The organism is Vicinamibacteria bacterium (assembly GCA_035570235.1).
GTDB lineage: Bacteria > Acidobacteriota > Vicinamibacteria > Fen-336 > Fen-336 > DATMML01.
Genome location: DATMML010000043.1, coordinates 77907 through 100205, shown reverse-complemented (window position 1 = coordinate 100205; position 22299 = coordinate 77907). Strand labels below are relative to the sequence as shown.

The window sequence follows — 22299 nt, the reverse complement described above, 5'->3', positions numbered from 1 at the left end:
AGAGATTTTAGTCCTACGGAGGGGTCGAGCGGGGGGCCCGGGTGCGCGCGCGGCCCAGGCCAGGTTCGGCCCTCGTTGGACGTGCCTGTGGCGGCCGGTAGGTGGATCGGGTGGACGGAATGATTGGGTCAAGAGCCGGATCCTCGGGGCTTAGATAGGAGCGCACCAATGATGCTGGGAACACTGTTGCTGGCGGTTTGGCTCATAGCTACGGGCCTACTGCCCTTTTTCAAGATCCGTTTTGCCCACACCGCGAAAATATTGAACGTACTTGCCGTCGCGGCCGGGGTGTTGATCTTGGTGGGGCGCTAAGCGGGAGAGGATCAGAGGTGAGCAACAGATGCTCACCTCTTGTCGCCGACGACTAGAGGCGCTTGGTCAAGAGCGCAAGAGGGTGGGGCCGCCGCAGGGAGCGCGCGGGGATGTTAAGGCTTCGGCTGCCGCCCGGCTTGAGCCTCGGTGATCCCGCGCCGGATCTCCTCGGCGTCACGCCTGCCGTGGCAGCGGATGGGCTGCGAGCCTCCGGTCGTCTCGATGATTACATCGCCGAAGATGAGTCGGCGTCCACGCTCACCGAGGCGACTTGGTCGGTCGCGATGGTCTCCTCGAAATGGCCGAGGAGCCGCGGCGTCCAGCGCACAACCCGGCTTGGGGAACACGGCTACCTGCGTGGGCCATATGCGGTTGCCCTTCGTCCAGCGAGAGGCGCGGAAGACTGGGACGTCCTTCCTAAAGGGCCGGTTGCGGGCGTGGTTGATGGCCCACCCGAGGACCCCGAGGCCGATCACGCCGCCGACAGTAAGAGTGATGGGTTCCAACGTCTCTCCCGGGGCACCCGACCGTGGTAAGGCGCTCCTTTCTGGTGACGTCTACTCCTCGCCCGTGGCCAGCTCGGCTTGCCTCGCCAGGTACCCGTCGATCCTTTCCTCGATGTCACGGGGGAACTGCGGTACCGGCCCCACGAGCTGGTCCTTGTAGACGCGGAGCATTATCTCCCTGAAAACCGGCAACGCAGTGCGGCCCCCGGTCTCCTTTTCCCCCAGGGCCCGGTTGTCATCGAACCCGATCCGGACCGCAACCGTGATCCCCTGGGGCCCGTAGGTGGAGCCGACGAACAGAGCGTCGCGGAAGTCGCTCGTCGTTCCGGTCTTGCCCATCACCGGGATCGGGAAGTCCCGGGTGTCGAGGGAGTGAGCGGTGCCGTCCGGGAGGCGGACCACGCCGCGCAACCCCTCCTGGATCAGGCTCAGCTCAGCGGAGGCTATCGCCCGCGCTGACCTGGATGCTTCGTAGAGCACGCCGCCAGAGGCGTCCGTCACGCGATGGATGACGTGCGGCTCAGCCAGGATCCCCGAAGCCATGGCGCGATAGGCGCCCGCGAGCTCCAGGAGCCGCACTTCTGACGCCCCGAGCGCCGTGCTGGCGTAGGGCTGCAGCGGGCTGCGGATCCCCAGCTCCCGGGCGGTCCGGATCACGTTGGCTATGCCGATCTCGCGGGTGATCCAGACGGCTACCGCATTGCGGGACTCGGCCAGGGCCTGGCGAGCCGGGATCGGGCCCTTGAACCGGTTGTCGTAGTTGGCGATCCACTTGACGTCATCGTCCGAGCCCATGGGCACGCCGATGGGCTCGTCGGGCACCGTGGTGTCGAGGTCCAGGCCCTGGCGGAACGCGGCCAGATACACGAGGGGCTTCATCGCCGAGCCCGGTTGCCGCAGCGAGCCCGTGACGCGGTTGTAATCGGAGTAGCTCGTGTAGCGGTCGTTGTAGACCTGCCGTCCGCCCGCCTCGGCCAGGATCGCGGCGTCCGCGTTGCGGAGCACCACGACCGAGCCCTGAATCAAGCCCTTCGCCCTGGGGTGTCGCTTTTCGTACAGGGCGAGACCGTTCTCCAGGCCTTCGTTGACGATGTTCTGCACGCGCTCGTCTACCGTGGAGCGGACCGCGATCCGCCCCTGGAACAGGTCCTCGACGCTAAAGCGGCTCCCACCGTGCTGGTTCAGCTCGTCGAAGACGTTCTCGATCGCGGCCGGGGCCTGGGTCTTGGCCACGGTGTGCGCCGACACGCGGACCGGCTCGGCCTGGCAGCGCCTCGCGAGGCCCTCGGGAATGTAGCCGTTGCGCGCCATCAGGGCCAGGATCTGGTTGCGGCGGCGCAGGGGCCGTCGATCGCCCGGCACCGGCGCATAGTCCCGGGGCGACTTGCCGATTCCCGCCAGCAGAGCCGCATTCCCCGCGTCCTGGGGCGTGTAGCTCGACAGGCGCTTACCGAAGTAATACTCGGAGCCGGCGGCGAAGCCGTAGCGGCCGTTGCCGAGATAGACGAAGCTGGCGTAGCGGGCGAAGATTTCCTGCTTGGCCCGCTCCTGCGATCCGTAGCGCCGGCGCATCTCCTCCTCGAGCCAGAGCGTCAGGCGTACCTCCTCCAGCTTCCGGAGAAGTCTGTTCGTGGCCTTAACCCCCAGGGCCGCGGAGAGGAGCCACGGGGTCAGGCCGCCGCGGGACAGCGCGTCACCGTTCTCACGGCTGGTCAGGTCCTGGAGGAAGTAGCCGCGGACGAGCTGCTGCGTGAGGGTTGAACCACCCTGGGGAAAGAGCAGCCGGGACCCCGCGCCGCCCCTCCACCAGGTGGCCAGGGCCTGCGTCGCCGTCTTCTGGACCACCCGCGGCAGAGAGCCGTAGTCCACGCCTGAGTGGGAGAGGAAGTTCTTGTCCTCGGCGGCCAGGATGGCCTGGCGCAGGATGAGGGGCACCTCGGCGTAGGAGACTACCCGGCGGTACTCCCGTGCCAGCTCGATCAGCACCTTGCCCCGGCCGTCGTAGACCTCGCCGATCGTGGGGGGCTCGAAACGGATGAAAGGCCCGAGATCGGGGAGGCCACTCCGGTCGAAGTAGAGGTGTTGAACAAATCCCGCCGCCGGAAGGAGCGGGAGGAGCACGAGGCACGGGGCGGCGAGCCGCACGAAGCGGTGCGACCACGCGGACCGGAGCCGCTCGGCCACGAAAGCGCCAGCACACTGCAGCCGGTGGGCCAGATCGGCGCAGGCGCACCGCAGCCGCGACCCGGCAGCGCCGTACAGATCGCGAGGGAAAGGGTAGCGCCTGCGGTCGTCGCCGACGTACGCCCCGCGGAGAGGGGCACCAGTTTCGATGAGAAGGGTCATCGGGATCAAGATGAGCAAGCAACGTGCCGCCAAGCCGTTGACTATCTCGTCTCGTCGGGTACGGCCCTAACCAGCACGCCGCGCAGGAGATGACAGAAGCGCGCGAGCCAAGGCCCCATCGGGGACCGAACAACACTCCGCCCTGGTGTTGTAAGGCTGGGAGAAAGCCGTACTCACAGCCCACTAATGGAAGGCTCGCCTGCTCCTCAGTCGCTACCGACGGGAGACCAGGTGAATGACGGCCACGAAGATGGTAGCGCCGATGATCGACCACAGAATCCCGAACGGATGCCCGCTGATGTGGACCACCAGAGGCTCTGATAGCTTCAGCTGGGTTGCAAACCAGGGCCCAAGGAGTGCTCCTATGAAACCGAGGGCTATGGAAACTATCAGCCCACCGCGGACGTCGCCAGCGATAGCCCTGCCGATGGCGCCGCAGACGGCCGCGATTATGATGAGGAGTATGAGCCCCGGCAACGTGATGGTCATAACAGGCCCCTTTCGCTCTTAGATTGATCCCATAAGGGTGAAGACACTCTAGCCACTCTATCGGGCTTGGCGCAGCCCAAACCCACGTACCCGGAGGCGCGATAGAGATCGCGCCTCCGGGTGTCCAGCCGTCTCAGGTCAGCGATCGTTCTTCTGATCGCCGTCCTTGTCGTGATGGTCGTCGTCCTTGTCGTGGTGGTCGCTATCCTTGTCGTGGTGGTCATCGTCACGGTCGTGGCAGGTACTACGATCTTTGTCGTGGTGGTCGTTGTCACCCTCATGGCGATCGTTGTCACCATCGTGGTGGTCATTGCAATCACAGATCACCTTGACCTTGCACCCTGGGGGGCCCGGAGGGGGGATGCTGCCGCCGGAGCCGCAGACGGAGACGGTATTGCTGCCACTCAACGTCACGGCACCGTTCAGCGCCAAGGCCCTACCGTCCAGGTGTGCGTTGGGATCCAAGCCGATGCTAGCGACGGCGAGAATGTCTCCCACGAAGTGAGTGCCTGCCCCGATGGTCGCGGAGCTGCCGATCTGCCAAAACACGTCCGCCCCGTTGCAAGTGGGCTGGCCATTGACGAGAACTGACGCGGGGCCCGACTCGCTCACTCCGGTTATGATCGTGCTCCCCATCCGGAAAATCCACGGGCCCGCGCCCGTGAGGTTGAGTGTTCCGTTCAGGAAAGCGGACGACGCGAAGCAATACACGCCAGGACTGAAGGTCATTCCCGCCAGCTGCGTAGCACCGGCGAAGGGTATGGGATTGCTGCACGGCTGTGCTGCGAGGGCAAGGTACGCGAGGCCGGCATCCACGTGGGCCTGAAGCGCGACGGCATCACCAAAGTGCAGCGTTCCCGTAAGCGTGCAATCAGGATTAAAGCCGGTGATTGCGGTACCGGGACTGACGCCGACGTCTCCGGTGACGGCGCCGGCAACGGTACAGGTCACCGTCGATGCACCCAGGATCGCGAAGCTCGCCGCCGAACCCAGAGTTGGCGAGGCGGCCAACGCCGGAGACGGACCCGAAACAAACGCGGCGAATCCCATGCTTGCCAACAGAATCAAGTATTTACTCTTCATATGGCTCTCCGTTTCCTAAAGTCACCGAAAAACAAGGCCTTCATCAATCTTCAACGAGAGGCTACCGACCGTTGCAAGCGAGATGCCAGCAAGTCCTTGCCTTAGGACATGCTCGAATTCAGGACGGGAGACGACTACATCTCTACAAGACTTGATCGGGAACAATAGCTTGCTGGTGTCGTCGGCCTCCCACGCGAATGTATGGTGTACAAACTGCCTTCCCACAGTAGTTCGTTCTCAACGTGGCGGAATGCTGCCCATGCGCCGTCAGAGACCGTTTCTTATCGTGCATCTGGCACGTGGATTGCTGGATCAGAGGCAGGCTCAAGTGCTGACCGAACCGGTCACAGATCGTAAGGAGGTCGGGGAAATGAGGGATCACGGAGCGCTGCTGGGGACGGTGGTCGTGATGGCTTTGGCGGCCGCACCGGCGTGCCGCAACACGGCGGAAGGTGTGAAGGAGGACTCCCGGCAGAACGCGGAGAAGGCCCGGCAGGAGACTCAAGAGGCCAAGGGGGAGTCCCAAGATACTGCCCACAGGGTCGGCGAAAAGGCCAAGGAGGTCGGGGGCAGAATCGCCGAAGGCACCAAGGCCGTTGGCGAGAAAATCAAGGAGGGGGCGAAGGAGGTCGGCTCCGAAGTGGGGGCCAAGAAGCAGACCGTCGACGTAAAGGCCGCCCTCATGGTTGACAAGAGCATCGACGCCTCCCACATCGACGTGGACACCGACGCCGACACCAAAACCGTGACCCTTAAGGGCACGGTGCCGACGGCCGCCCAGAAGGCGGCCGCGGAGAAGGTGGCCCGGGAAAAGGCCGAGGGTTACAGGGTTCGGAACCAGCTCACGGTCGTAAGGGATTAATAGGAATACACTTCGAACTTCGCTCCCGTCTCAGGGTCAGGAACGAGCAAGAGGTCAGTTCTCGCATGAAGAGATCCTTCGGCGCCTTGGTAATCGTTCTGGCGGGACTTGCCTACCTGGTCGGGTACTGGCCGGAGCATCAGCAGCGACAGGCTCTCGAGGGGCAGATCACCAGTCTGCAGGTGGAGCTTACGGAGGCGCAGGCCCGGGTCCGTCTTGGCGGCCTGCTCGGCCAGCTCCTCGCCGCGGAGGATGCGGTCTCCGCCCAGAATTACGGACAGGCGCAGCCGCTCGCGTCGAAGTTCTTCGACGGCGTGCAGGCCGAGGCCACGCGAACCGCCGCCGGCACCTTCAAAGACGCGCTGGAGAAGGTTGTTCGCTTGCGCGATCCGGTCACCGCGAGCCTGACGCGCGGCGACCCACAGGCGCTGGCGCTGCTCCGGAACGCGGAGACGCTCGTGCGCAGCACGCTCGGGTTCCCGCGCGCCGCCACGCCCTGAGCCTCTCGTCCATCGGTTCTGTACGGCGGATCCGTCCCCGAGAGAGGAGCGTTTCAGGAAGAGCGAACCCACGTCTCCGGTCGCTCAGGCTCCTCCGCGCATAAACGATCGCACCTCGACGCGTCGCGCTCCGAGGAACTCGGCCAGCCGCTCCGGCCACGGCCATTCCTCGTGCGGACGGCAGCAGTAGAGGTTGAAGGATGCGAAGCCGCGCTCGGGAAACGTATGGCAGGCGAGGTGCGATTCCTTGAGGAGCAGCATCCCTGTGACGCCCCCCGGTCCAGGGAAGACGTGCCACAGCGGTTCGCCTGCCGTGCGGAGCCCGAGGTCCTGGACGATCCGGTCGAAGAGGGCCGCGAGGGCCTCCTGGGACCGCAGCCGGTTGGCCTCACAGCCGTGCGCGTCGACGAGCCATTCCGTACCGAGCGGGGGATCCGTCAAGGTGGGGCCAGTTAAGCGCAGGCGAGGGGTGCCGTCAAGCCCCGATGCGGGCGGAGGACTATTTTGGCGGGTGTCCCGGTCCCGGAGGGAATGCCCTTTCAATGGCGAATGCTGGCATTCGTTGAGTCCGCCCCTCCCGATGCGCTCGTCAGCGCGGGTACTGCTCGGGGTGGCTCCACCTTGAGCTCATCCAGCTCCCTCAGGGTCCGGCGCCAGGCTTTCTGGTCCTTCTTCGTCGCGCTCGGTGCATCCAGGGTGGCGTAGAAAGCCAGGATGTTCGCGCGCAGCTCGGCCGTGAGCTGGTCGAATCCGTGCTCGGAGAGGGTGTGGAGCAGGCGCGCATAGCTCTTGTCGCTGAGAACGTACTCGCCCGCCCGCGGCTCCCGGCCGGTGTCGCAGTCGATGTTCGGCAGGTGAAGGTTCTCGCTGCCGACCTCGCTAAGCAAGCTCGCGTAGTTCTCTACCGTCTTGTCGACACTCTTGATGTACATGTCCTCCGTCTGCGTGGTGGGGATCTGAAAGGCGAGTGCCTTGAAAGGCCCGAACTTCGGAATCAATCGCAAGAAAAACGCCAGGATTCGTGTCTTGATCCCCGGCTTGCGGTAGGTCGTCCCCCATTCCTTTTCGTACTGGTTGCGGGAAAGATAGTACAGGAACTTCCTCTTGTTGGCATTGGGTGTGTCGTCCACAAACTCCAGGTGGCGGGAGAGCAGCGCAACCCGCGTCATCTCTGGGACCACCTGGCTCACCGCTCGGCGGAAAGTCCCGATGGCCAGGTCAACGTGGCCAAGGACATCGTCGAGCTTCAGTTGGTAGGTCTTCTCAAATGCGCGTTCGAGGACGGGCTTGGAGACCTCGAAACCAACGAAGTCATGATAGCTATCGGAGGTGTAGCGGTTCTTCGCCACTTGAACCATGTCGAAGCCGAACTCCGTCTGGATGTGTGCCTTAGGATCGTCCGCGTAGGTGACCTGGTCTCCGTACCTGGTCCGCAGCTTGGGAAAGACCAGGGCGACCACGCGATTGATGGTGGGGTGGCCGGTGTTGTCGGCGGAGTAGTGCGAAAGCGCTCCCAATGCGAAGGCATATTCGTTGACGTCGGAAGACTCCTGGACGAGGGCCACGACAAAATCGCCGCTGCGCACGTAGTGGACGAGGTCGCTGAAAAACGCGTTTCCGAACGGATAGTACCCCATGTCCTGAACGACGCAGCCGCCGTAGGCATACGCATGCGCCTTGCGCAGGTCTTCTTCGGTGGCGCTCGGGAATCGCTTCAGCAGGAGGGGCTGAATCTGGTCCTTCCAGAGGAGATCGACGATCTGCTCATGGGTAAGCACGGAGTAACCCGAGGATGGCGTGGTCACCCCGAACAGGAGCAGAAGCACCAGAATGGCCCGCGCCGCGCGGGCCGCATCTTTGATCATTCCGACCCCCTGACTGTGAGTCTTAGCCGGCGTCGACGGTGGTCCGGGTTCCCCGGGGCTTGTAGGAGCAATCTGCGTGCCACCTACAAGAGGCTGGTTCGTAGACCTCTCTAGCGGACGGGGGCGGATGTCTCCCACCTCCAGCTTCCCACAGCCAGGCAGAGGGCGCGGGGGTCGCCGTTGCCGCGGACGTCGTTCGCGACCACAGCCGGCCCGTGGCACGCGAGGGTGAGGGTAGTCTCCCCCGGGGCGACAGTGCCGAGAGGAAGGACGTACCGCCGCCACTCGGCCACCACACCCAGCTCGTGGAGCCGGCGCCCTTCGAGGAACCACTCCACGCGGCGGTCGCCAGGAAACGCCAGAAGCTCCAGCTCCAGCGCGGTCGATACCGGGTGTTCCGCGGCATTGACCACCTTGAACGTCCCGCTCTGCCCCATCCAGCGCCACGTGACCTCGCCCAGGTATTCGCGAGGGTAGAAGCCGACCAGGCCGGTTACGTATGCGCGCGGCTGCTGAGCCGCCACCACCCAAACCCAGCTGTCCTCGAACTCCGGGCCGCGTGTGAGCCCTTCTGGCGCCGGCTTGCCCGCTATCCATCTTCCGGCCGCGCTGTCCCGCCGGACGACGACGTGGGTGTAGCCCAGGGCCGCGAGCTTGTGTCCAAGCTCCGGCTCCCCACAGTCGTCGAAGCTCGTCGCACCGACGGAATCATTCCGACCCGCTCGGGCGATGGAGCTCCCGCCGAGGAGCGAGACCTCGTGGGGGAAGAGACTGAGGGCGAAGAGGTCGGAGGCCCGGGAGGGGGACACGCAGTCCAACACCCGCAGCGGGCCCGGCTGCCCCGCCAACCAGCGGTGGGCGCGGGTGGGGAGCACGTCGCGCCACCGCCAAGGCGGGAAGGGCGCGTACTCCAGGGCGGCCAGGCTCAGGAGGAGCGCGGCCGCCCACCGGCCGGCGGAGCGGGGCCAACGCCACAGACAGGCCGCGCCCCCTCCCGCCAGCAGCGCGGTCATGAGGCCGACTACTAGGCCGAACCGCGCATAGGCCCGGAACATCGGTGCCACCGCGTAAAGCAACGCGGAGGGGCGTACGAACGTGAACAACCCGATCCTCCGCTCGGGAGAGAGCGAGCAAAGGAGGGCGGCCACGGCGATGCTCGCCAGGATGGGGGCGCTGCGGGCCGCAAGCGAGTTCCGGTCCGCGCGCAGCCAAAGCCATAGCGGCACGGCCCCCAGGGCCAGGAGTGACCAGCCCACCCCCACCTGCTGCTCAAGAAGCGCGTCCTCGAGGCCGCGCCCGGCCCAGAACTCCCGCACCCGGGAGCCGGCCAGCGGGTGGTCCACCGCGGGGACGAGATAGCTCCACCACTTCGCACTGTAGAGGAAGAGGTCGGAGCGGGGGAAGGCGAAAGCTCCCGGATCAAGCAGGACCGCGGGGGCCACGAGGTGAATGAGGAGGAGGGCGGCGGCCGCCGCCGCGGTGAGCGTCAGGCCCGTGAGCGCCAGGCTTCGCCGCCGGCCCTCGCCCGGCGCGCGAGGCGAGACGACCCCGTAGGAGACGAGCGCCACCGGGCTCAGGACGGCGGCGATGAGCCCCCCGTAGAAATTCGAGAGCGTCACCGCCGCGGCGGAGGCGAGCAGAAGCGAGGCACGGCGGAGATCCGGGCGGTCGAAGCACTGCCATAAGGCGAGGAAGTAGAGCGGCAGCCACTGCGTTTGAGCCACGTGCGGGTGGCCAGTAGCGTGGGCCACGTGGAAGGGGAGGAACGCATAGGCCAGACCTGCCACCATGGCTCCCAGATGAGAGCCGAGGACGTAACGCGCCAGCAGGTAGGCGGCGGCGGCCGCGAGGGGAAACGAGGAGAGGACTAGGAGGTTGTAGGCCGCAACCGGGCCCAACGGGCCGGCTAGGACGCGGCCCGCGAGGTCGGTGAGCGGCTGCAGGTAGGGCCTGGGGACTTGGCCAGTCCGGAACTGTTCCATCACGATGAAAGGATCCCGGTTCGGGTCCTCTCGCCCGAAGGTCTGGCTGCTCCCGAAAAGGCGCTCGGAAGGCGCGATTGCTACCGGCGCGGCCATGACCAGCGTCGCGGCTAGTGCCACCGCAAAGGCGAGGGTGGCCCCCCTGGCCCCCGACAGCTCTTGGGTCTTCTCCCGTGGCTCTCCCGACATAGCCCCAGAGCTTACCGTCAAGTGCCCGGGCTCCGCAGGCGCCTTTCGGGGGAGAACAGGGAACGCGGGATGCACAGTCCGGGCGGCATGGACTAGAATCCTTTCCGTGCGGACGGAGCCGCCTCGGGCGACCCTATTCCTGCTGAGCGCGCTCGCCTGGAGCCTCGGGCTGTTCGCTCTGCTGCGCAGCCCGTGGGCGGAGGAGCGGCTCGTACTCCCCCTGACGCGGCTCCAGGAGCAGGCCGCGGACTACTACGCCGGCCACCCTACGGCACCGGTCGCCGTCACCCTCGAGTGCAGCGGGACGGACGCACTTGCGCTGTGCCTCGCGGCCATCCTCGCCTGCCCGGTCCCCTGGCGTGCCCGTCTGGCCGGGGCCACGGGCGGCATCGCCCTCATCCTGGCCCTGAACACCTTGCGCATCGCGACACTCGGCCGCGCCTCCGCCTCGCCGACCCTCTTCCAGGCCCTTCATCTCCAGGTCTGGCCCACGATCCTCATCCTCGCCATCTCGGGCTACGTCTTTGCCTGGATGCGGGGGACCCTCGAAGCGCGCGGGCGGGCCGAGGGCGCTTTTCGAGAGGGTGATGCGCTTTCCCTGATCGTCCGTCGCTTCGCGCCCCGGGCGGCGGTGCTCCTGGTTGCCTTCGCCCTCTGCGCCCCCTGGATCTCGAGCAGTCGCGCCCTGCTCGAGGCCGGCGCTTGGATCGTGAGCTCCGCCGCTTTCTTGCTTACGGGAGCGGGGGTGGCGGCCACGGCTTCCGGCAACGCGCTGGCCACGAGCCGCGGAACTTTCGTCGTGACACCCGAATGTATCGCGACCGCCCTCATCCCTCTCTATATCGCGGGCGTCCTCGCCGTGCGCCTGTCGTGGCCACGGCGCGTCGTCGCCCTTGCCGCCGCGCTGCCGCTGTTCGGCCTTCTCGCCATCGCCCGCGTACTCGTCTTGGCCCTGCCCCCCGCCCTCGCCGCCTCGCCTCTCTTCCTCGTCCACGGCTTCCATCAGCTTGTGCTGGCCCTCGTCGGCGTGGTGCTGCTCGCCCTCGGGCGGGAGCCTCCGGCACCCGGGAGGTGGGCGCGGGCCGCCCGGCGCGCCGGGGCGGCTCTTGGCGCGGCGGCGATCCTAACCGCCGTTCTTGGACATGCCCTCACGACGGCCGTGTTCGCCGCTGCGGGGGTGGTTGCCTCCCTGGCCCCGCAAGCACTGACGGAGCTGACCGCACCGGGAGACGCCCAGGGGGCGCTCGCCCTGCTACCCGGCTACCAGGCGGGGCTGCTCCTGGCTATCGGAATGACGGCCTTCCCGGGCTGGCGACGCTTCCTGTCGGCCTTCGGTCTGCTGCTCGCCTCCCAGGTCGTCCTGCTCGCGGTTCTCGGAGAGCTGGCCGCCCATACGGGCCTGGTGGCTCACGCGCTCTTCCTGCGGGCGTGGGCGGTGGCGGTGCCGGTTGCCCTCGCGATCGTGCTGTGGCGCGCCGGGCAGCCCCCGGCGGGGACGCTTCTTCCCCTGCGGCCGGCGGTGGATGGTCCCCGCTAGCCTCAGCGCTGCCTACCGCCGCTTCTGGCAGGAGGTGGGGGAGGACTTTCCCGACCTCGGTGGCGCGGCGTCCACCGTCTACTACTTCGAGAACGAGAAGAGACTGCTCTCCGAGCATGTCCCCGACCTTGGCCGGTGCGCGGTGCTCAAGACCGACCTGTGGGACGAGGTCAAGAACACGCGCATCCTGCAATGGGTGCACGGGCAGGGGGCGGCGGTCTTCGGGGTCGACATCTCGGAGCCGATCGTCCGCCAGGCCCAGGCGGCGTTCTCTGACTCGGGACTCCGGGGCCTGGTGGCCGATGTGCGGCGCCTGCCCTTCCGCGACGGCAGCTTCGATGCCGTCTACTCCATGGGCACCATCGAGCACTTCCGTGACCCCGAGACGGCGCTGCGCGAGATCCACCGCGTGCTCCGGCCCGGCGGCCGCGCGGTGGTGGGCGTGCCAAACCGGTGGGATCCCTTCCTCCGGCCCCTCCTCGCCGCCGTACTGCAGGCGCTCGGTCTCTACGGCTACGGGTACGAGCGGTCCTTCTCGCGCCGCGCTCTCCGGCAGATGCTGGAGGCGGCCGGCTTCGAGGTCGCCGCCGAGACCGCGATCCTGTTCGTGCCGGGCTGGCTGCGGATGGCTGACCTGGCCCTACACTCCTACTGCCCGCGCCTCGCTCCCCTGACCGCCGCCCTCCTCAAGCCCTTCGTGTGGCTCGATCGGCATGTTCGGGCCGTGCGGCGGCACGGCTATCTGCTCGCCTCGGTGGGGGTGCGCCGGCGGAGTAGGTAGGCACCGCTACCCAAAAGAACCACCAGGAGAGCCCATGCTCCGATCTGGGGCAGTGTCGGGACACCCGCTGGGAAGGGAGGCGGCACGCCGCCGACGCCGCCTCCGGCGCCGCAGGCGCCGAAGCCGATGGTGTTGGTATCCAGCGTCACCGCACCATTTCGCGCCAAGGTTCTACCGGTCAGGTTTGCGCCGGTACCCATTGCGATGCTCGTGAGGGCGAGGATGTTTCCCACGAACGTCGTGCCGGAACCGATGGTCGCGGAGCTGCTGACCTGCCACTCTACGGCGCAAGCATTGGCGCCATTGATCAAGGCAACGGTCGAGCCGGACGATGTGATGAGCGTGCTCGACATCCGAAAGACCCAGACTGCGTTGGGATTGCCCTGGCCGTTCAGAGTGAGTGTTCCAGTGAGATTGGAAGCGGCAGCGTTAACACAGTAGACGCCTTGCGTGAGCGTGAGGCCAGCGAGATTGGGACCCACGGTGGAGGCACAGGGGAGCGCGGCTAAAGTATTGTACGCCGTGGTGAGAGCAAGCTGAGCCGGATCAGAGGCAGGCGGTATGATCGGGACACCGGCGCACGGAACCGGGAAGCCAGTGGGCGCGGCGCCGGGGCTGACACCTATGCTTCCGGTAATGGCGGTCCCAGCTCCGAGGCAGGTCACCGTTGTCCCGCCCAGGACCGCAAAGGGCTGAGCAGTGCCCAAGTATGCCTGAGCCAGTGCCGGGGAAGGGCCATAAAGAAGCACGCCGAACCCCACGGCCACCAAGGAACTCAAGAGCCGGTTCTTCATCTTGATTCTCCCATCCCGAGTCGTTAGTTAGAACCCAGTCCGGGACGAGCAGACCCTACTGCAGGATGTAGTGGGTCTGTCAAGCTATCCCGGCTTCAGCAAAGGCGAAAGGCGACACCCAAATCCGGGGTCAGAGGCATGGATTTGGATTGAGCGCGCTGCGGCACCGTTTGGTCGTGAGCAAGGCGGATGCCAATCCGTTCGCTGTTTGGGTAGTCTCGATTAAGGGACGGGCGGAAACCTGAGGGAGCAAATGGTTCCGAGCGTTGATCGAGATGGGACGTGCGCCCGCCTTCGCCCCCCCCGCCCGAGAACAGCGTTCGCGACGGCCGGTTGGGTGTATTTTGTAGAAATTGCCACGCGATAGGAGCGTGTCCCGCTACCTCACCGGGACAAGCGGCGGGCGTGGATCAGGCCCGGACCTGTTGCAAAGGAGGGGGGTCGTGGTCTGTGGGCGTACGCCGGCCGACGCGCATCCCGTCCGCATGAGGTACAGGACGGTTGAAGCCGAGCGCCAATCACTGCGGAATGGACAAATCCGCAATTCAGCGGATGGGCGGAACAGCTAACTCGTTGACTGAGTTGCAGATGGTGGGATCAAGCCTGGACCGAGTGAGACCCTTCGGGCCCTCTTTGCTGGCATAGCGGCATCGCTGGACCGTCTACGGGGCAGGCTTCGAAGCAGCTTCTGCAGCCTTCGATGTCCAGCTTACCTTGCCGGCGATGCTGAGCCAGTTCGCCCCGCTACCGACGGATTCGATCGTGAAGGGAAGGTCTTCGGGCATTTGGAAGAGGGTCACGCCCGTGTAAGTCTTCGTCAGGAGCGGCGCGACGAACTTTGCCACCCACTTTAAGAAACCCTCGCAGCGCGGCTCGATCCGCACGTTGCGGAGGAGGAAGCTGCGGCTCCGCTCATCGACGACAAGGTCCGCTCTTCCCTCCGCGTGGCAGATCTGGCGGAAGAGAAAGCCCTTAGCCTTCGTCTTCTCGACGGTCACGTCCACATTTACCAAGAAGCAGTTTCCGCCGCACGGACCGAAGCGGCGCGGCGCAATCACAAAGTCAACCTTGCGGATGACGTCCGGAATGTCCTCGCTCCACTTGGCGGTCAGAACCTCCAAGGCGGCTAGCTCAATAGGGGGCCACGGCACCTTGAACTGATATTCCCCGGTAACAATGCCTTCGTCGCCGCTGCCTGCGTTCTGGAGGTGAAGCGTTGTCGCGAAGGGCCCCTGAAAGACGAGGGGGACCTTCCGGTCGCCAATCTCCTCGACGGGATAGTGCACGACCAGCACGTAGTCCAGGCGGTACCCGAACTCGAGATCCACGTCACCGGTCGCCTGCCCGTTTACGACTACCGCCCCGTGCGTGCGCAGCTTCACATCGCTCGCCGAGACGAGGGTTCCACTCCGATCGATGGCACCCGTCTTCCCGAACAGCTCCGCGTCGACGATCCCCGAGTATTTGCCGTCCGGCCGTACATCCAGATCTCGAATGGCGAAGCGTGAAGGCGCCTCGACGTCAACCCGCGGCCCCCCGGGCAAGCGCATCTGTCCCGATGTCAGGTCGAGTGCGAAGGCAGCGGCGGAAATCGTTGTCTCGAGCTTTCCATCCTCTCCCGAGCGGACATGGAACGCGCCTTTCTTCAGCTCGCCATGCGAGAAAGTGCTGCGGCCCCCAACGAAGGTGATGGACCCACTCTCAGTCTCTCCGTCGATCCGGCCCACGATATCGAGCTGGGCCGGTTGGTCGCCTCGGCCCGGCTGGAAGACGCCCCTGTCGAGGGCGACACGCAGCGGCATGCCCGTCTTTGGTTGTGAAGCAGTTTGGAACTGGACGATCTCGCCGAAGCCCAGAGCGCGGCCGCCAAACGCCACGAACTCGGAGTCGTGGATGTTGACCTCTCGGACGACGTCGAGAAAGGTTCCCGTAGACGCGGCCACAGTCTTAGACTCCAGGATTTCGCCACGCATGACCGATGGGATGTCGGTCCGGAGTTCGAGTTTCCGCAGCGCCGCCCTTGCGAGACCCTTGAAGATCCAGACGATCGGTCTCCAGATGCCGCGCCCGCGGAAACGGGCCTCCGTGATTCCCTTGCCTGCTTCGAAGCGAATGCTGTCGAGGAAGAGATGGGGGCGCAGACCCCTGCCATCGAGGAGGAGCGCGCCTTCGGTGATCGCGATGTCGAGGCGACGGACTCGACCACTGGCTGCCTCCGCGGCGAGCGTTAGCTTTGGAGCTCCGGTCACCCGCAGCACCCATCCGGGAGCCGCCTCGACCCGGCCAGCCTGCAGGCTCATCTCGGCGTTCAACCTGCCGCTGTCCACGCACCCGCCGATCTGATCGAGAAAGGCCCGGGAGTCGGCCGGCGGGGTAGGCTCCGAGGAGGGGGCCGCGGGCGCTCCCGGTGAAGCTGGCGAGGGAACCGTCACTTGCGCGAAAGAGGGAACGGCGAGGAGAATCAAGAGGAGTGCGGTTGCCCAATCGCCACGGGCTGGCATAGGAATGGGGAAATTCTCTGACCGGGAGTCGGAGCCGTCACGCTGAGGTCGTTGGCCCCACTTCACCGCGCCCGCTCTTTGGTCCAAGCGGCCAGGCCACCGCCGAACCTCCTGCTCATTGGGCTTATCGACTTCGCTGTCTTTGGCCTCGACGTCGTGATGTGGCACCTCTCTGCGTTCGACCCCGGCAGGATCCTGCCCCGGCGCGCTTGAAGTAGAGTCCCCGTGCGGCTTTTCTAGGACGGAGCCTGCGGGCTCTGCCACCGTGCCGTCTGCTTCGTCTTTGCGGAGGACCCCGAAGGACGCGCGTTCCGCTTGGCCCGCCTGGAGGGCAAAGCGTTCTGAGGCGCCCTGCCTCCACCAAAAAACGATCGCTCTCACCGACAGCCTGGTCCCCGGAGACGGGGCAAGGGCGGGCGTCGGACGCGCTCGCGGGTGGTGTCGCCTGTACCAAGTCGTAGAATCCATGGATTGGGGGTGCTTTCTTGTACTCAAATCGTGAAATATGGCCATCCCTTGCTCGAATTCGATCCAGAGTGTCGGACCAGGACAAGGCAGCAGAACGACTTTAGGCATCACATGGCACTGAAATCGTAGACGAACCTAGATTCACCGCTGTCTCGGGGCAAAGAGCAAGGAGCCTTGACGAGGGACTTAGCACAGGTCATCTCCCTTGACCATTGAGTTTGGTTAGCTCACTCGAGAAAAGCGGATTCTGCGGGAATTCTGCGACGAGCTCCCCAAATTGAGTGCGGGCCACTTCCGTCTTCTTCTCGCGCAGCGCTGCCAGTGCCAGCAAGATTTTCGCAAACGGTCGGAGGTAGTGGCCGTGCGCGGCGGCGACCCCGAGCTGCTGTAGGCCGTCGCTCTTATCGCCGTGGATTCCCGCGAAAAAGAGGAAGAATCGCTTGGGCGCCGGCAGGCTGCCGATGATGTAATTCGCCGCCCCCAGGGTGAGGTAGGCATCGGAAGTTTCCGGGGCGACTGCCAATAGCTTCTTGGCGTACTTATCAGCATCCCGGATCATTCTCAGGCTCTCAATCTGACGCTTATCGATCAGGCTGGCATAGTCGGCTTCCATGCCGGCACTCAAACTCATGGCGAACAAGGCGTTCGTATCGTCGGGGTTTGTCTTCAATCGCAGCCGGGCCAAGCCCTGGGCCTGCTTGTCCGCGGCGAAGAAAGCCGCGCGTAGCTCGGGGTCCGGTTTGAGGGGGATGTCACCTAGAAAACGCTTGTCGTCAAGAAAATACGCGGAAGTCAAGACGCCTTGCCGGTAGCACTCTTCAAACAGGTAGCTCGCCGCTTCCGAGGCGCTCCCGAGAGGATCTGCCGGATGGGAGTGCAGCCACGCCTCGAACAAGCCTCGCGCTTCCACGAGCTTCAGTTCGTAAAGAAGGTGGAAGCCAGCGTCGAGCTCCGGCGTTTCGCGAGAAGCGGAGAAGGAAGCGCGCTCCATACCCGTAATGGGCGGGTAAAGCGATTCGACAGAGGGAGTGTTTGTCCCCTCACCTAGAGATACCGAATTCGTGGCGTGCCGCGGCGAGCTAGTCTGAGCGCGGCAGAGCACCGGAAATGCGAAAAGGAGGGCAAGAAAGAGCAGAGACCACCCTCGGGGACCACGCAATGGAGGTAGGGGAGCAGGGCGCGCGTCTCCGCATGGGGGCCTTGATGCCATGTTAAGGCGACCGACAGTCTTCTCAGGCACGCACGGACGCACCCAGGAGCTTCGGGGTTCGGGGTGTGGTCTCGGCATCAGCTACGCCAGACGGAGCAGCCTGGTGCTTGAGCGCCAAGAGTTGGTTGCGGTTGGTGTTGATCCACCCCTCCAGTTGCTCTACGACTCTGCCGGCTGCACCACCATACCTTCTGAGGACAACCCCATTCAACCCCAGCGCCGGGCATGCCCGAGTCCGGGGCAGCGCGACTCGGGAGCCTGGCAGGTCTTCTGCGGGGAGGTCGCGACCGACGTCAGGGGCCTGGCCGATGGCGTGGACTTCCGTTAGGCGCCAAGGGCGACTTCGTGCCGGCACGGGTCTCGCCGTCGCCACCGTGGGGTCTTGGCAGGCACACTGCTGCGCCCCCTGACGCTGTTGCAAGTCAGCCATCGTTTCTGTCCGCGGCGCCCTTGCCTGGACCAAGGCTCAGCGACGGTTTCGAGAGGAAGCCGTGGCTCTCAGCGAGAGTAGGAACAAATTCCTAGGCGGATGAATCGCCAGCCTTGAGGTCGCCGTTCTTCCCGCGCTCCCTTTGCCCAGCCTTGCCCGCGAGGGCGGAGGCTGCCCCCTCCACACGGTTCGTGGCCTCCTCACCGATTTCCTGGCCCCGGCGGATGGTTCGATCTTTGAATTCGCGCGCGGAGTCTGCGGCATCGTTCAGCTTGTCGACCATCCGACCCTTCAGCTCGCGGGCTGAGTCGGTGGCGTCATTCAGCTTGCGCCCCATGATCTCGCGGGTCGCCTTGCCCGACTGTGGGGCGAGGAGCAAGGCAACAGCTGCCCCCGCAATGCCGCCCGCGAGGAACGAGAATGTCAATGCGGAATATGACGCGCCGTGTGACGTGTAATCCGGCTTGTGGTCGGCCATGAAACCTCCTTGGGTTACGTTCGTGCTCGTATGATGGGCCGGCCTGGCTTCCTCGCTGCGCCTTTGGCGGGCTGAGGACTCGCCGGCATACCGTCCTCTCCAGCAAGATCAGCGCCACCTTTACGCGCGCCCTGGAGGCGGCGTGAGGACTGAGGATCTCGCTCTCCGAGGAAGGCGAATTGCCGGAGAGCACAGGGCTGGTTCAGGCCGATTGTAGATAGTTCTCCTCAATTGGGTTGATCGGCCTTCGGCAACGGGGCGTCCTCCTGCGCCGAGGAAGCCCGTATCTAGGAGAGGCGTATCACGCAAGGCGGACCCCCCTCTGCAGGCGGCAGAGTGGCACGGGGGTTGCTTTTGACCAGTCGCGTACAGCGCCCTCTGGAATGCTCGCCCGGAGAGGCTTGGCCTTGCGTCTCGAGTAGCCATGGTCAGCAGAGGCGCCGAAAGGAGCAATCGGTCTCTGCGGCCTCTTGTCAGGCGCTCATCCACTTGCAGCTTGGCCACGAATGGCTCCTGACGGGTGACTTGGACGAGGATCCGCTCCGCCCGCGGGGGCGTGAACCGCGTGGCATTGAATCAAGCTAAGGACACGTTCTGTGGATGGAGCACGGAGGATCTCATGAAGTGGATGCAAATGTACCTGGTGGGTTACTTCATCGTCCTGGGTGGGCTCGTCGCCGCCCTGTGGAAGCTGGGCGTCATCGAACGCGTGGGGCCGGCCTGGACGGCGATCGGTATTGTGATCGCGATCGGGCTCGGGTTCATAGTGGCGGTCTCCGGCAGCGGGAACAAGGAGACCGTCGAGATCGATCAAAAGCATTAACTGAGGGCGTGGGGCGGGGCGCTGACGCTGGCGAAGCAGCACGAACGGTAGAGACAGGAGAAATCGACATGGCGGGAGGCAAGACGGAAGAACTGAAGGGGCGCGTAAAGGAGGCCGCCGGAGTCTTGACCGACGACCCGAGCCTGAAGCGCGAGGGTCAGCTCGATCAGACGATCGGAAAGGTCAAACAGGCAGCTGAGAAGATGATCGACAAGGTCAAGGACTCGGCGAAGTGAGACCAGCCAAGCTGGACCGGATCGTTTCCAGGCGTTTTCTTTCACGAGCGACAAAGTAAGGAGTCCACAATGCTCACTATCCTCCTCGTACTCGCCGTTCTGATGCTGTTCGGGGTCCTCCCCACCTGGCCCCACAGCCGAGGGTGGGGGTATGCCCCGAGCGGCGGTGTGGGGCTAATCGTTCTGGTCCTGCTGGTCGTCCTCCTTTCAGGCCGACTCTAGGTCCGCATTGGGCGGCAGCAGGGGTCATGACCGAGGACACGGCGTCGCTGTCTTCGGCCTTTTGATGGGAGTGCACATGAGACTTTTGAGTATGACAGGACTTGCACTGGTGGCTGGCTTTGGACTCAGTGCTGCCGGAACCGAAGCCGTACAGGCACCGTCGCCGGCGGGCGGCGCATCAACTTCTAGCGCGACACCGGCGGATGACCAAGCGGCCTCCGAGTTGAAGGAACACCACCGGCATCACCATCACGGTGGTGTTACCAAGTTCATCGCCATGAGCCTCGACACCCTGGGCACGGATGATGCCAAGCGTCCCCAGATCGAGAAGCTCCAGAGTGACCTGCACGCCGAAATGACGCCCGCTCGAGAGGCGGAACAAAGCCTCCAGCTGGCGCTAGCCGACGGAATCGCCGCCGGCACCGTGGATACGGTCAAGGTCGATGCGGCCATCGCCAAACTCATCACGGCGGCGGACAGCGAGCAGGCGGCCAGCCTCGACACACTAAACAAGCTTCACGCGATCCTGTCCCCTTCCGAGCGTGCGGCCCTCGTCGATAAGGTCCAGGCCCATTGGGAGGTGTGGCGTCAGGTCAACCACGAAGAGAAGCCGGGCGGGCGGGAACCCGGCGGCCGGCTGGCGGAGCTAACTCAAGAAGTCAGCCTGACGCCGGACCAGGTCAACAAGATCTCGGCGGCTCTCCACACGGCATTGGCCGGACTCTCCGCCAAGTTCGATCCCCAGAAAGGCGAAACGCATGTCCACGCCTTCTCCACCGCGTTCGCCGGTGACTCGTTCGATGCAAAGACCGTTACGTCGAACGCGAACGCCCACCTCGCGAGCCGCGGGGCCACGCGAATGGTTCTCTTCTACGAGACCGTGACGCCCCTGCTGACGCCGGGGCAACGCACGAAACTCGCCGCGGAGCTCCGCGAGCATGCGAGTCACCAAGCTGCTGCTTAGGAAAAGTGAGGATCCCATGAACCGAAGTCTTGTGAGGATGTTGACGGGCGCCGTGGTCGTTTCATGCCTAGGGGCCGCCCCGGTTAGAGCGGGCATTAACATTCAGATCTTTCCGCCCGCCTTATTTAGAGCGACAACCACGCCTGTGTACTACGAGGGACACGCCGCGTACTGGTACGGAAGCCGCTGGCACTATCGGGACGCACGGGGCTGGCAGACCTACAATCAGGAGCCCCGCTATCTTCACGACTACCGCGCCCAACATGAGCCTCAGCGTCACTACTACGGACGTGACTCTGAGCACCGCCACTAAGGCGAGCGCCGGTAATAGACCACCAACAGCGTGGGGCGCCTCACGCGGCAACGCCGCGGGGCATGACCGTAGGTCCCATCGATGGTAGCGGTCTATCCGTGACGCATGGTGGTACGGGGGTTGTTCCCCCCAGGAGGACAGTCTGACTTCACCCGGGGAAGCGGGCGGCGACATCAGACGTTGCAACGTGATCCTGGTCCCGTTCCCCGGTTGCTTCTCACCGGCCTCCAGGGCTCCCGCGACTTCACAAGCGCGAACAAAGGCCTGCCGTCGGGCGGGGTCCTAGCGGGCCACCGCCCAGAAGACGGGCATGATGAAAGGAGGAGATCATGAAACTGACCACTGCAATGCCGATGGCGATCGTCGTGAGCCTCGCCGCCGGCGGGTCCGTGCTTGGACAAGAAAGGACCCGCATCCAGCTGGCAGCGGCGCTCAACGGTCTCGCGATGGCACCGGAAACCGAGAGCCCGGACACGGCGATCGAACGGGCGTTCAGGGACGTCCTCAACCGCGAGCCCTCTTCGCCAGAACGGCAGCGGTACCGCGTGCTCATGCGGGAGAACGGATGGGGAGAGGCAGAGGTTCGGCGCGACCTGAGTGAGCGCCCCGACTACCGACGCGTTTCCAAGGTGGGGGGCGTCCAGCCCGAAGCCATCATCCGGCGAGCATACCAGGACATCCTTGGACGCGACCCCGACACGGAGGGAATGCGCACCTACCGCAGCAAGATGATCGACGAGGGTTGGGCGGAGCGGGACGTCCGGGAAGCGCTTCGCCGCAGCGATGAGCAGGCTTCGAGTGAGCGCCGTTACGCTTCCGCGGACCGGATCGTCCGCCGCGCCTATGAGGACATCCTAGGCCGCGAGCCGGACCCAGAGGGCCTGCAGACCTTTCGAAGGCACATCGTCGATGACGGGTTCGACGAGCACGACGTGCGCCAAGCTCTCACGAGGAGCCCCGAGAAGCGGCAGAAGCAGGTCGTCGGCGACGCGGAGGCGACGGACATGGTGCGCCGGGCCTATCGCGCAGTCTTGAATCGAGAGCCGGACGCGACGGGGACACGGGACTACAAGGCCAGGGTCCTGCGTGATCATTGGAACGAGCAGCAGATCATGGACGAACTCCGCAGGAGCAACGAGTACCGAACCAAGCGGCAATAGAGGAAGGCAAAACACCACCCCGCCTCTTGCAGGTGCCTCCTTAACGCGCCCGCCCGGCGGACGTGACGGTCAGCGCTCGCCTCGCCTAGCTCGGTGGACACCTCTCACTAAGGGGTCTTTGGTTGCGGGTGCGACCGTACTCACTCGGGACTGGTTGGTGTACTTCAGAATGGAAGCGGCCCCCTGCGCGCTTGGGGGGCGTACCCCGCAGCCGCGATCAGCGCCAGCCTCGGTAGTCCTGCGAGGGC

The 22299-nt window shown here is 65.1% G+C and carries 20 protein-coding genes; 10 read left to right on the top strand and 10 right to left on the bottom strand.

The features are described from left to right. Positions 1 to 869: 869 nt before the first annotated feature. The 3 genes from VN461_08475 to VN461_08465 form a co-directional block, all read right to left on the bottom strand. Entirely contained in the window at positions 870 to 3002 is a 2133-nt protein-coding gene (locus tag VN461_08475) for a transglycosylase domain-containing protein (GenBank protein ID HXB54802.1), read from the bottom strand. A gap of 375 nt (positions 3003 to 3377) precedes the next feature. Next, positions 3378 to 3653: a GlsB/YeaQ/YmgE family stress response membrane protein gene (locus VN461_08470; protein HXB54801.1), complete on the bottom strand. Its 276-nt coding sequence runs from the start codon at positions 3651 to 3653 to the stop codon at positions 3378 to 3380. Between the two features lie 138 nt (positions 3654 to 3791). Continuing rightward, positions 3792 to 4736: an ice-binding family protein gene (locus tag VN461_08465; GenBank protein HXB54800.1), complete on the bottom strand. Its 945-nt coding sequence runs from the start codon at positions 4734 to 4736 to the stop codon at positions 3792 to 3794. Positions 4737 to 5064: 328 nt separating this feature from the next. Here VN461_08465 and VN461_08460 point away from each other — a divergent pair, with 328 nt between their 5' ends. Continuing rightward, entirely contained in the window at positions 5065 to 5598 is a 534-nt protein-coding gene (locus VN461_08460) for a BON domain-containing protein (protein HXB54799.1), read from the top strand. Positions 5599 to 5663: 65 nt separating this feature from the next. Then, positions 5664 to 6098, top strand: a complete 435-nt coding sequence (locus VN461_08455; GenBank protein HXB54798.1) for a hypothetical protein — start codon at positions 5664 to 5666, stop codon at positions 6096 to 6098. A gap of 84 nt (positions 6099 to 6182) precedes the next feature. On the opposite strand, the gene VN461_08450 is transcribed toward VN461_08455, so the two are convergent. The 3 genes from VN461_08450 to VN461_08440 all read right to left on the bottom strand — a co-directional run bounded on the left by VN461_08450 (position 6183) and on the right by VN461_08440 (position 10155). After that, positions 6183 to 6539, bottom strand: a complete 357-nt coding sequence (locus VN461_08450; GenBank protein HXB54797.1) for an S-adenosylmethionine decarboxylase — start codon at positions 6537 to 6539, stop codon at positions 6183 to 6185. A 98-nt stretch (positions 6540 to 6637) separates the two neighbouring features. After that, entirely contained in the window at positions 6638 to 7963 is a 1326-nt protein-coding gene (locus VN461_08445) for a zinc dependent phospholipase C family protein (GenBank protein HXB54796.1), read from the bottom strand. A gap of 110 nt (positions 7964 to 8073) precedes the next feature. After that, complete coding sequence (locus VN461_08440) at positions 8074 to 10155, bottom strand: hypothetical protein (GenBank protein ID HXB54795.1); 2082 nt, start codon at positions 10153 to 10155, stop codon at positions 8074 to 8076. 85 nt (positions 10156 to 10240) lie between these two features. Here VN461_08440 and VN461_08435 point away from each other — a divergent pair, with 85 nt between their 5' ends. Together VN461_08435 and VN461_08430 are read left to right on the top strand one after the other, a co-directional pair. Continuing rightward, positions 10241 to 11671, top strand: a complete 1431-nt coding sequence (locus VN461_08435) for a hypothetical protein (GenBank protein HXB54794.1) — start codon at positions 10241 to 10243, stop codon at positions 11669 to 11671. Then, on the top strand, positions 11658 to 12452 hold the full coding sequence (locus tag VN461_08430) for a class I SAM-dependent methyltransferase (GenBank protein HXB54793.1): 795 nt from the start codon (positions 11658 to 11660) through the stop codon (positions 12450 to 12452). Before VN461_08435 ends, VN461_08430 begins: the two co-directional genes overlap by 14 nt. On the opposite strand, the gene VN461_08425 is transcribed toward VN461_08430, so the two are convergent. From VN461_08425 to VN461_08415, 3 genes are all read right to left on the bottom strand, one after another. Continuing rightward, positions 12410 to 13246 (bottom strand): ice-binding family protein, encoded by an 837-nt coding sequence (locus tag VN461_08425; GenBank protein ID HXB54792.1) that lies wholly within the window; start codon positions 13244 to 13246, stop codon positions 12410 to 12412. The two genes, VN461_08430 and VN461_08425, sit on opposite strands and share 43 nt — an antisense overlap. Positions 13247 to 13908: 662 nt before the next feature. Then, positions 13909 to 15573 (bottom strand): hypothetical protein, encoded by a 1665-nt coding sequence (locus VN461_08420; GenBank protein HXB54791.1) that lies wholly within the window; start codon positions 15571 to 15573, stop codon positions 13909 to 13911. Between the two features lie 838 nt (positions 15574 to 16411). After that, positions 16412 to 17206, bottom strand: a complete 795-nt coding sequence (locus VN461_08415) for a hypothetical protein (protein HXB54790.1) — start codon at positions 17204 to 17206, stop codon at positions 16412 to 16414. A 322-nt stretch (positions 17207 to 17528) separates the two neighbouring features. On the opposite strand from VN461_08415, the gene VN461_08410 reads away from it, so the two are divergent. Then, entirely contained in the window at positions 17529 to 17753 is a 225-nt protein-coding gene (locus VN461_08410; GenBank protein ID HXB54789.1) for a hypothetical protein, read from the top strand. A gap of 193 nt (positions 17754 to 17946) precedes the next feature. Here VN461_08410 and VN461_08405 read toward each other — a convergent pair whose 3' ends face one another. Continuing rightward, entirely contained in the window at positions 17947 to 18333 is a 387-nt protein-coding gene (locus VN461_08405; GenBank protein HXB54788.1) for a YtxH domain-containing protein, read from the bottom strand. 619 nt (positions 18334 to 18952) lie between these two features. Here VN461_08405 and VN461_08400 point away from each other — a divergent pair. From VN461_08400 to VN461_08380, 5 genes are all read left to right on the top strand, one after another. Beyond that, on the top strand, positions 18953 to 19156 hold the full coding sequence (locus VN461_08400) for a hypothetical protein (GenBank protein ID HXB54787.1): 204 nt from the start codon (positions 18953 to 18955) through the stop codon (positions 19154 to 19156). A gap of 68 nt (positions 19157 to 19224) precedes the next feature. Beyond that, positions 19225 to 19392: a CsbD family protein gene (locus VN461_08395; protein ID HXB54786.1), complete on the top strand. Its 168-nt coding sequence runs from the start codon at positions 19225 to 19227 to the stop codon at positions 19390 to 19392. Positions 19393 to 19461: 69 nt separating this feature from the next. Beyond that, positions 19462 to 19614 carry a DUF3309 family protein gene (locus VN461_08390; GenBank protein HXB54785.1) on the top strand — a complete coding sequence of 51 codons (153 nt, stop codon included), beginning with the start codon at positions 19462 to 19464 and terminating at the stop codon, positions 19612 to 19614. 91 nt (positions 19615 to 19705) lie between these two features. Then, on the top strand, positions 19706 to 20578 hold the full coding sequence (locus tag VN461_08385; protein ID HXB54784.1) for a hypothetical protein: 873 nt from the start codon (positions 19706 to 19708) through the stop codon (positions 20576 to 20578). A gap of 642 nt (positions 20579 to 21220) precedes the next feature. After that, positions 21221 to 22051 carry a hypothetical protein gene (locus tag VN461_08380; GenBank protein HXB54783.1) on the top strand — a complete coding sequence of 277 codons (831 nt, stop codon included), beginning with the start codon at positions 21221 to 21223 and terminating at the stop codon, positions 22049 to 22051. The last annotated feature ends 248 nt before the right edge of the window (positions 22052 to 22299 follow it).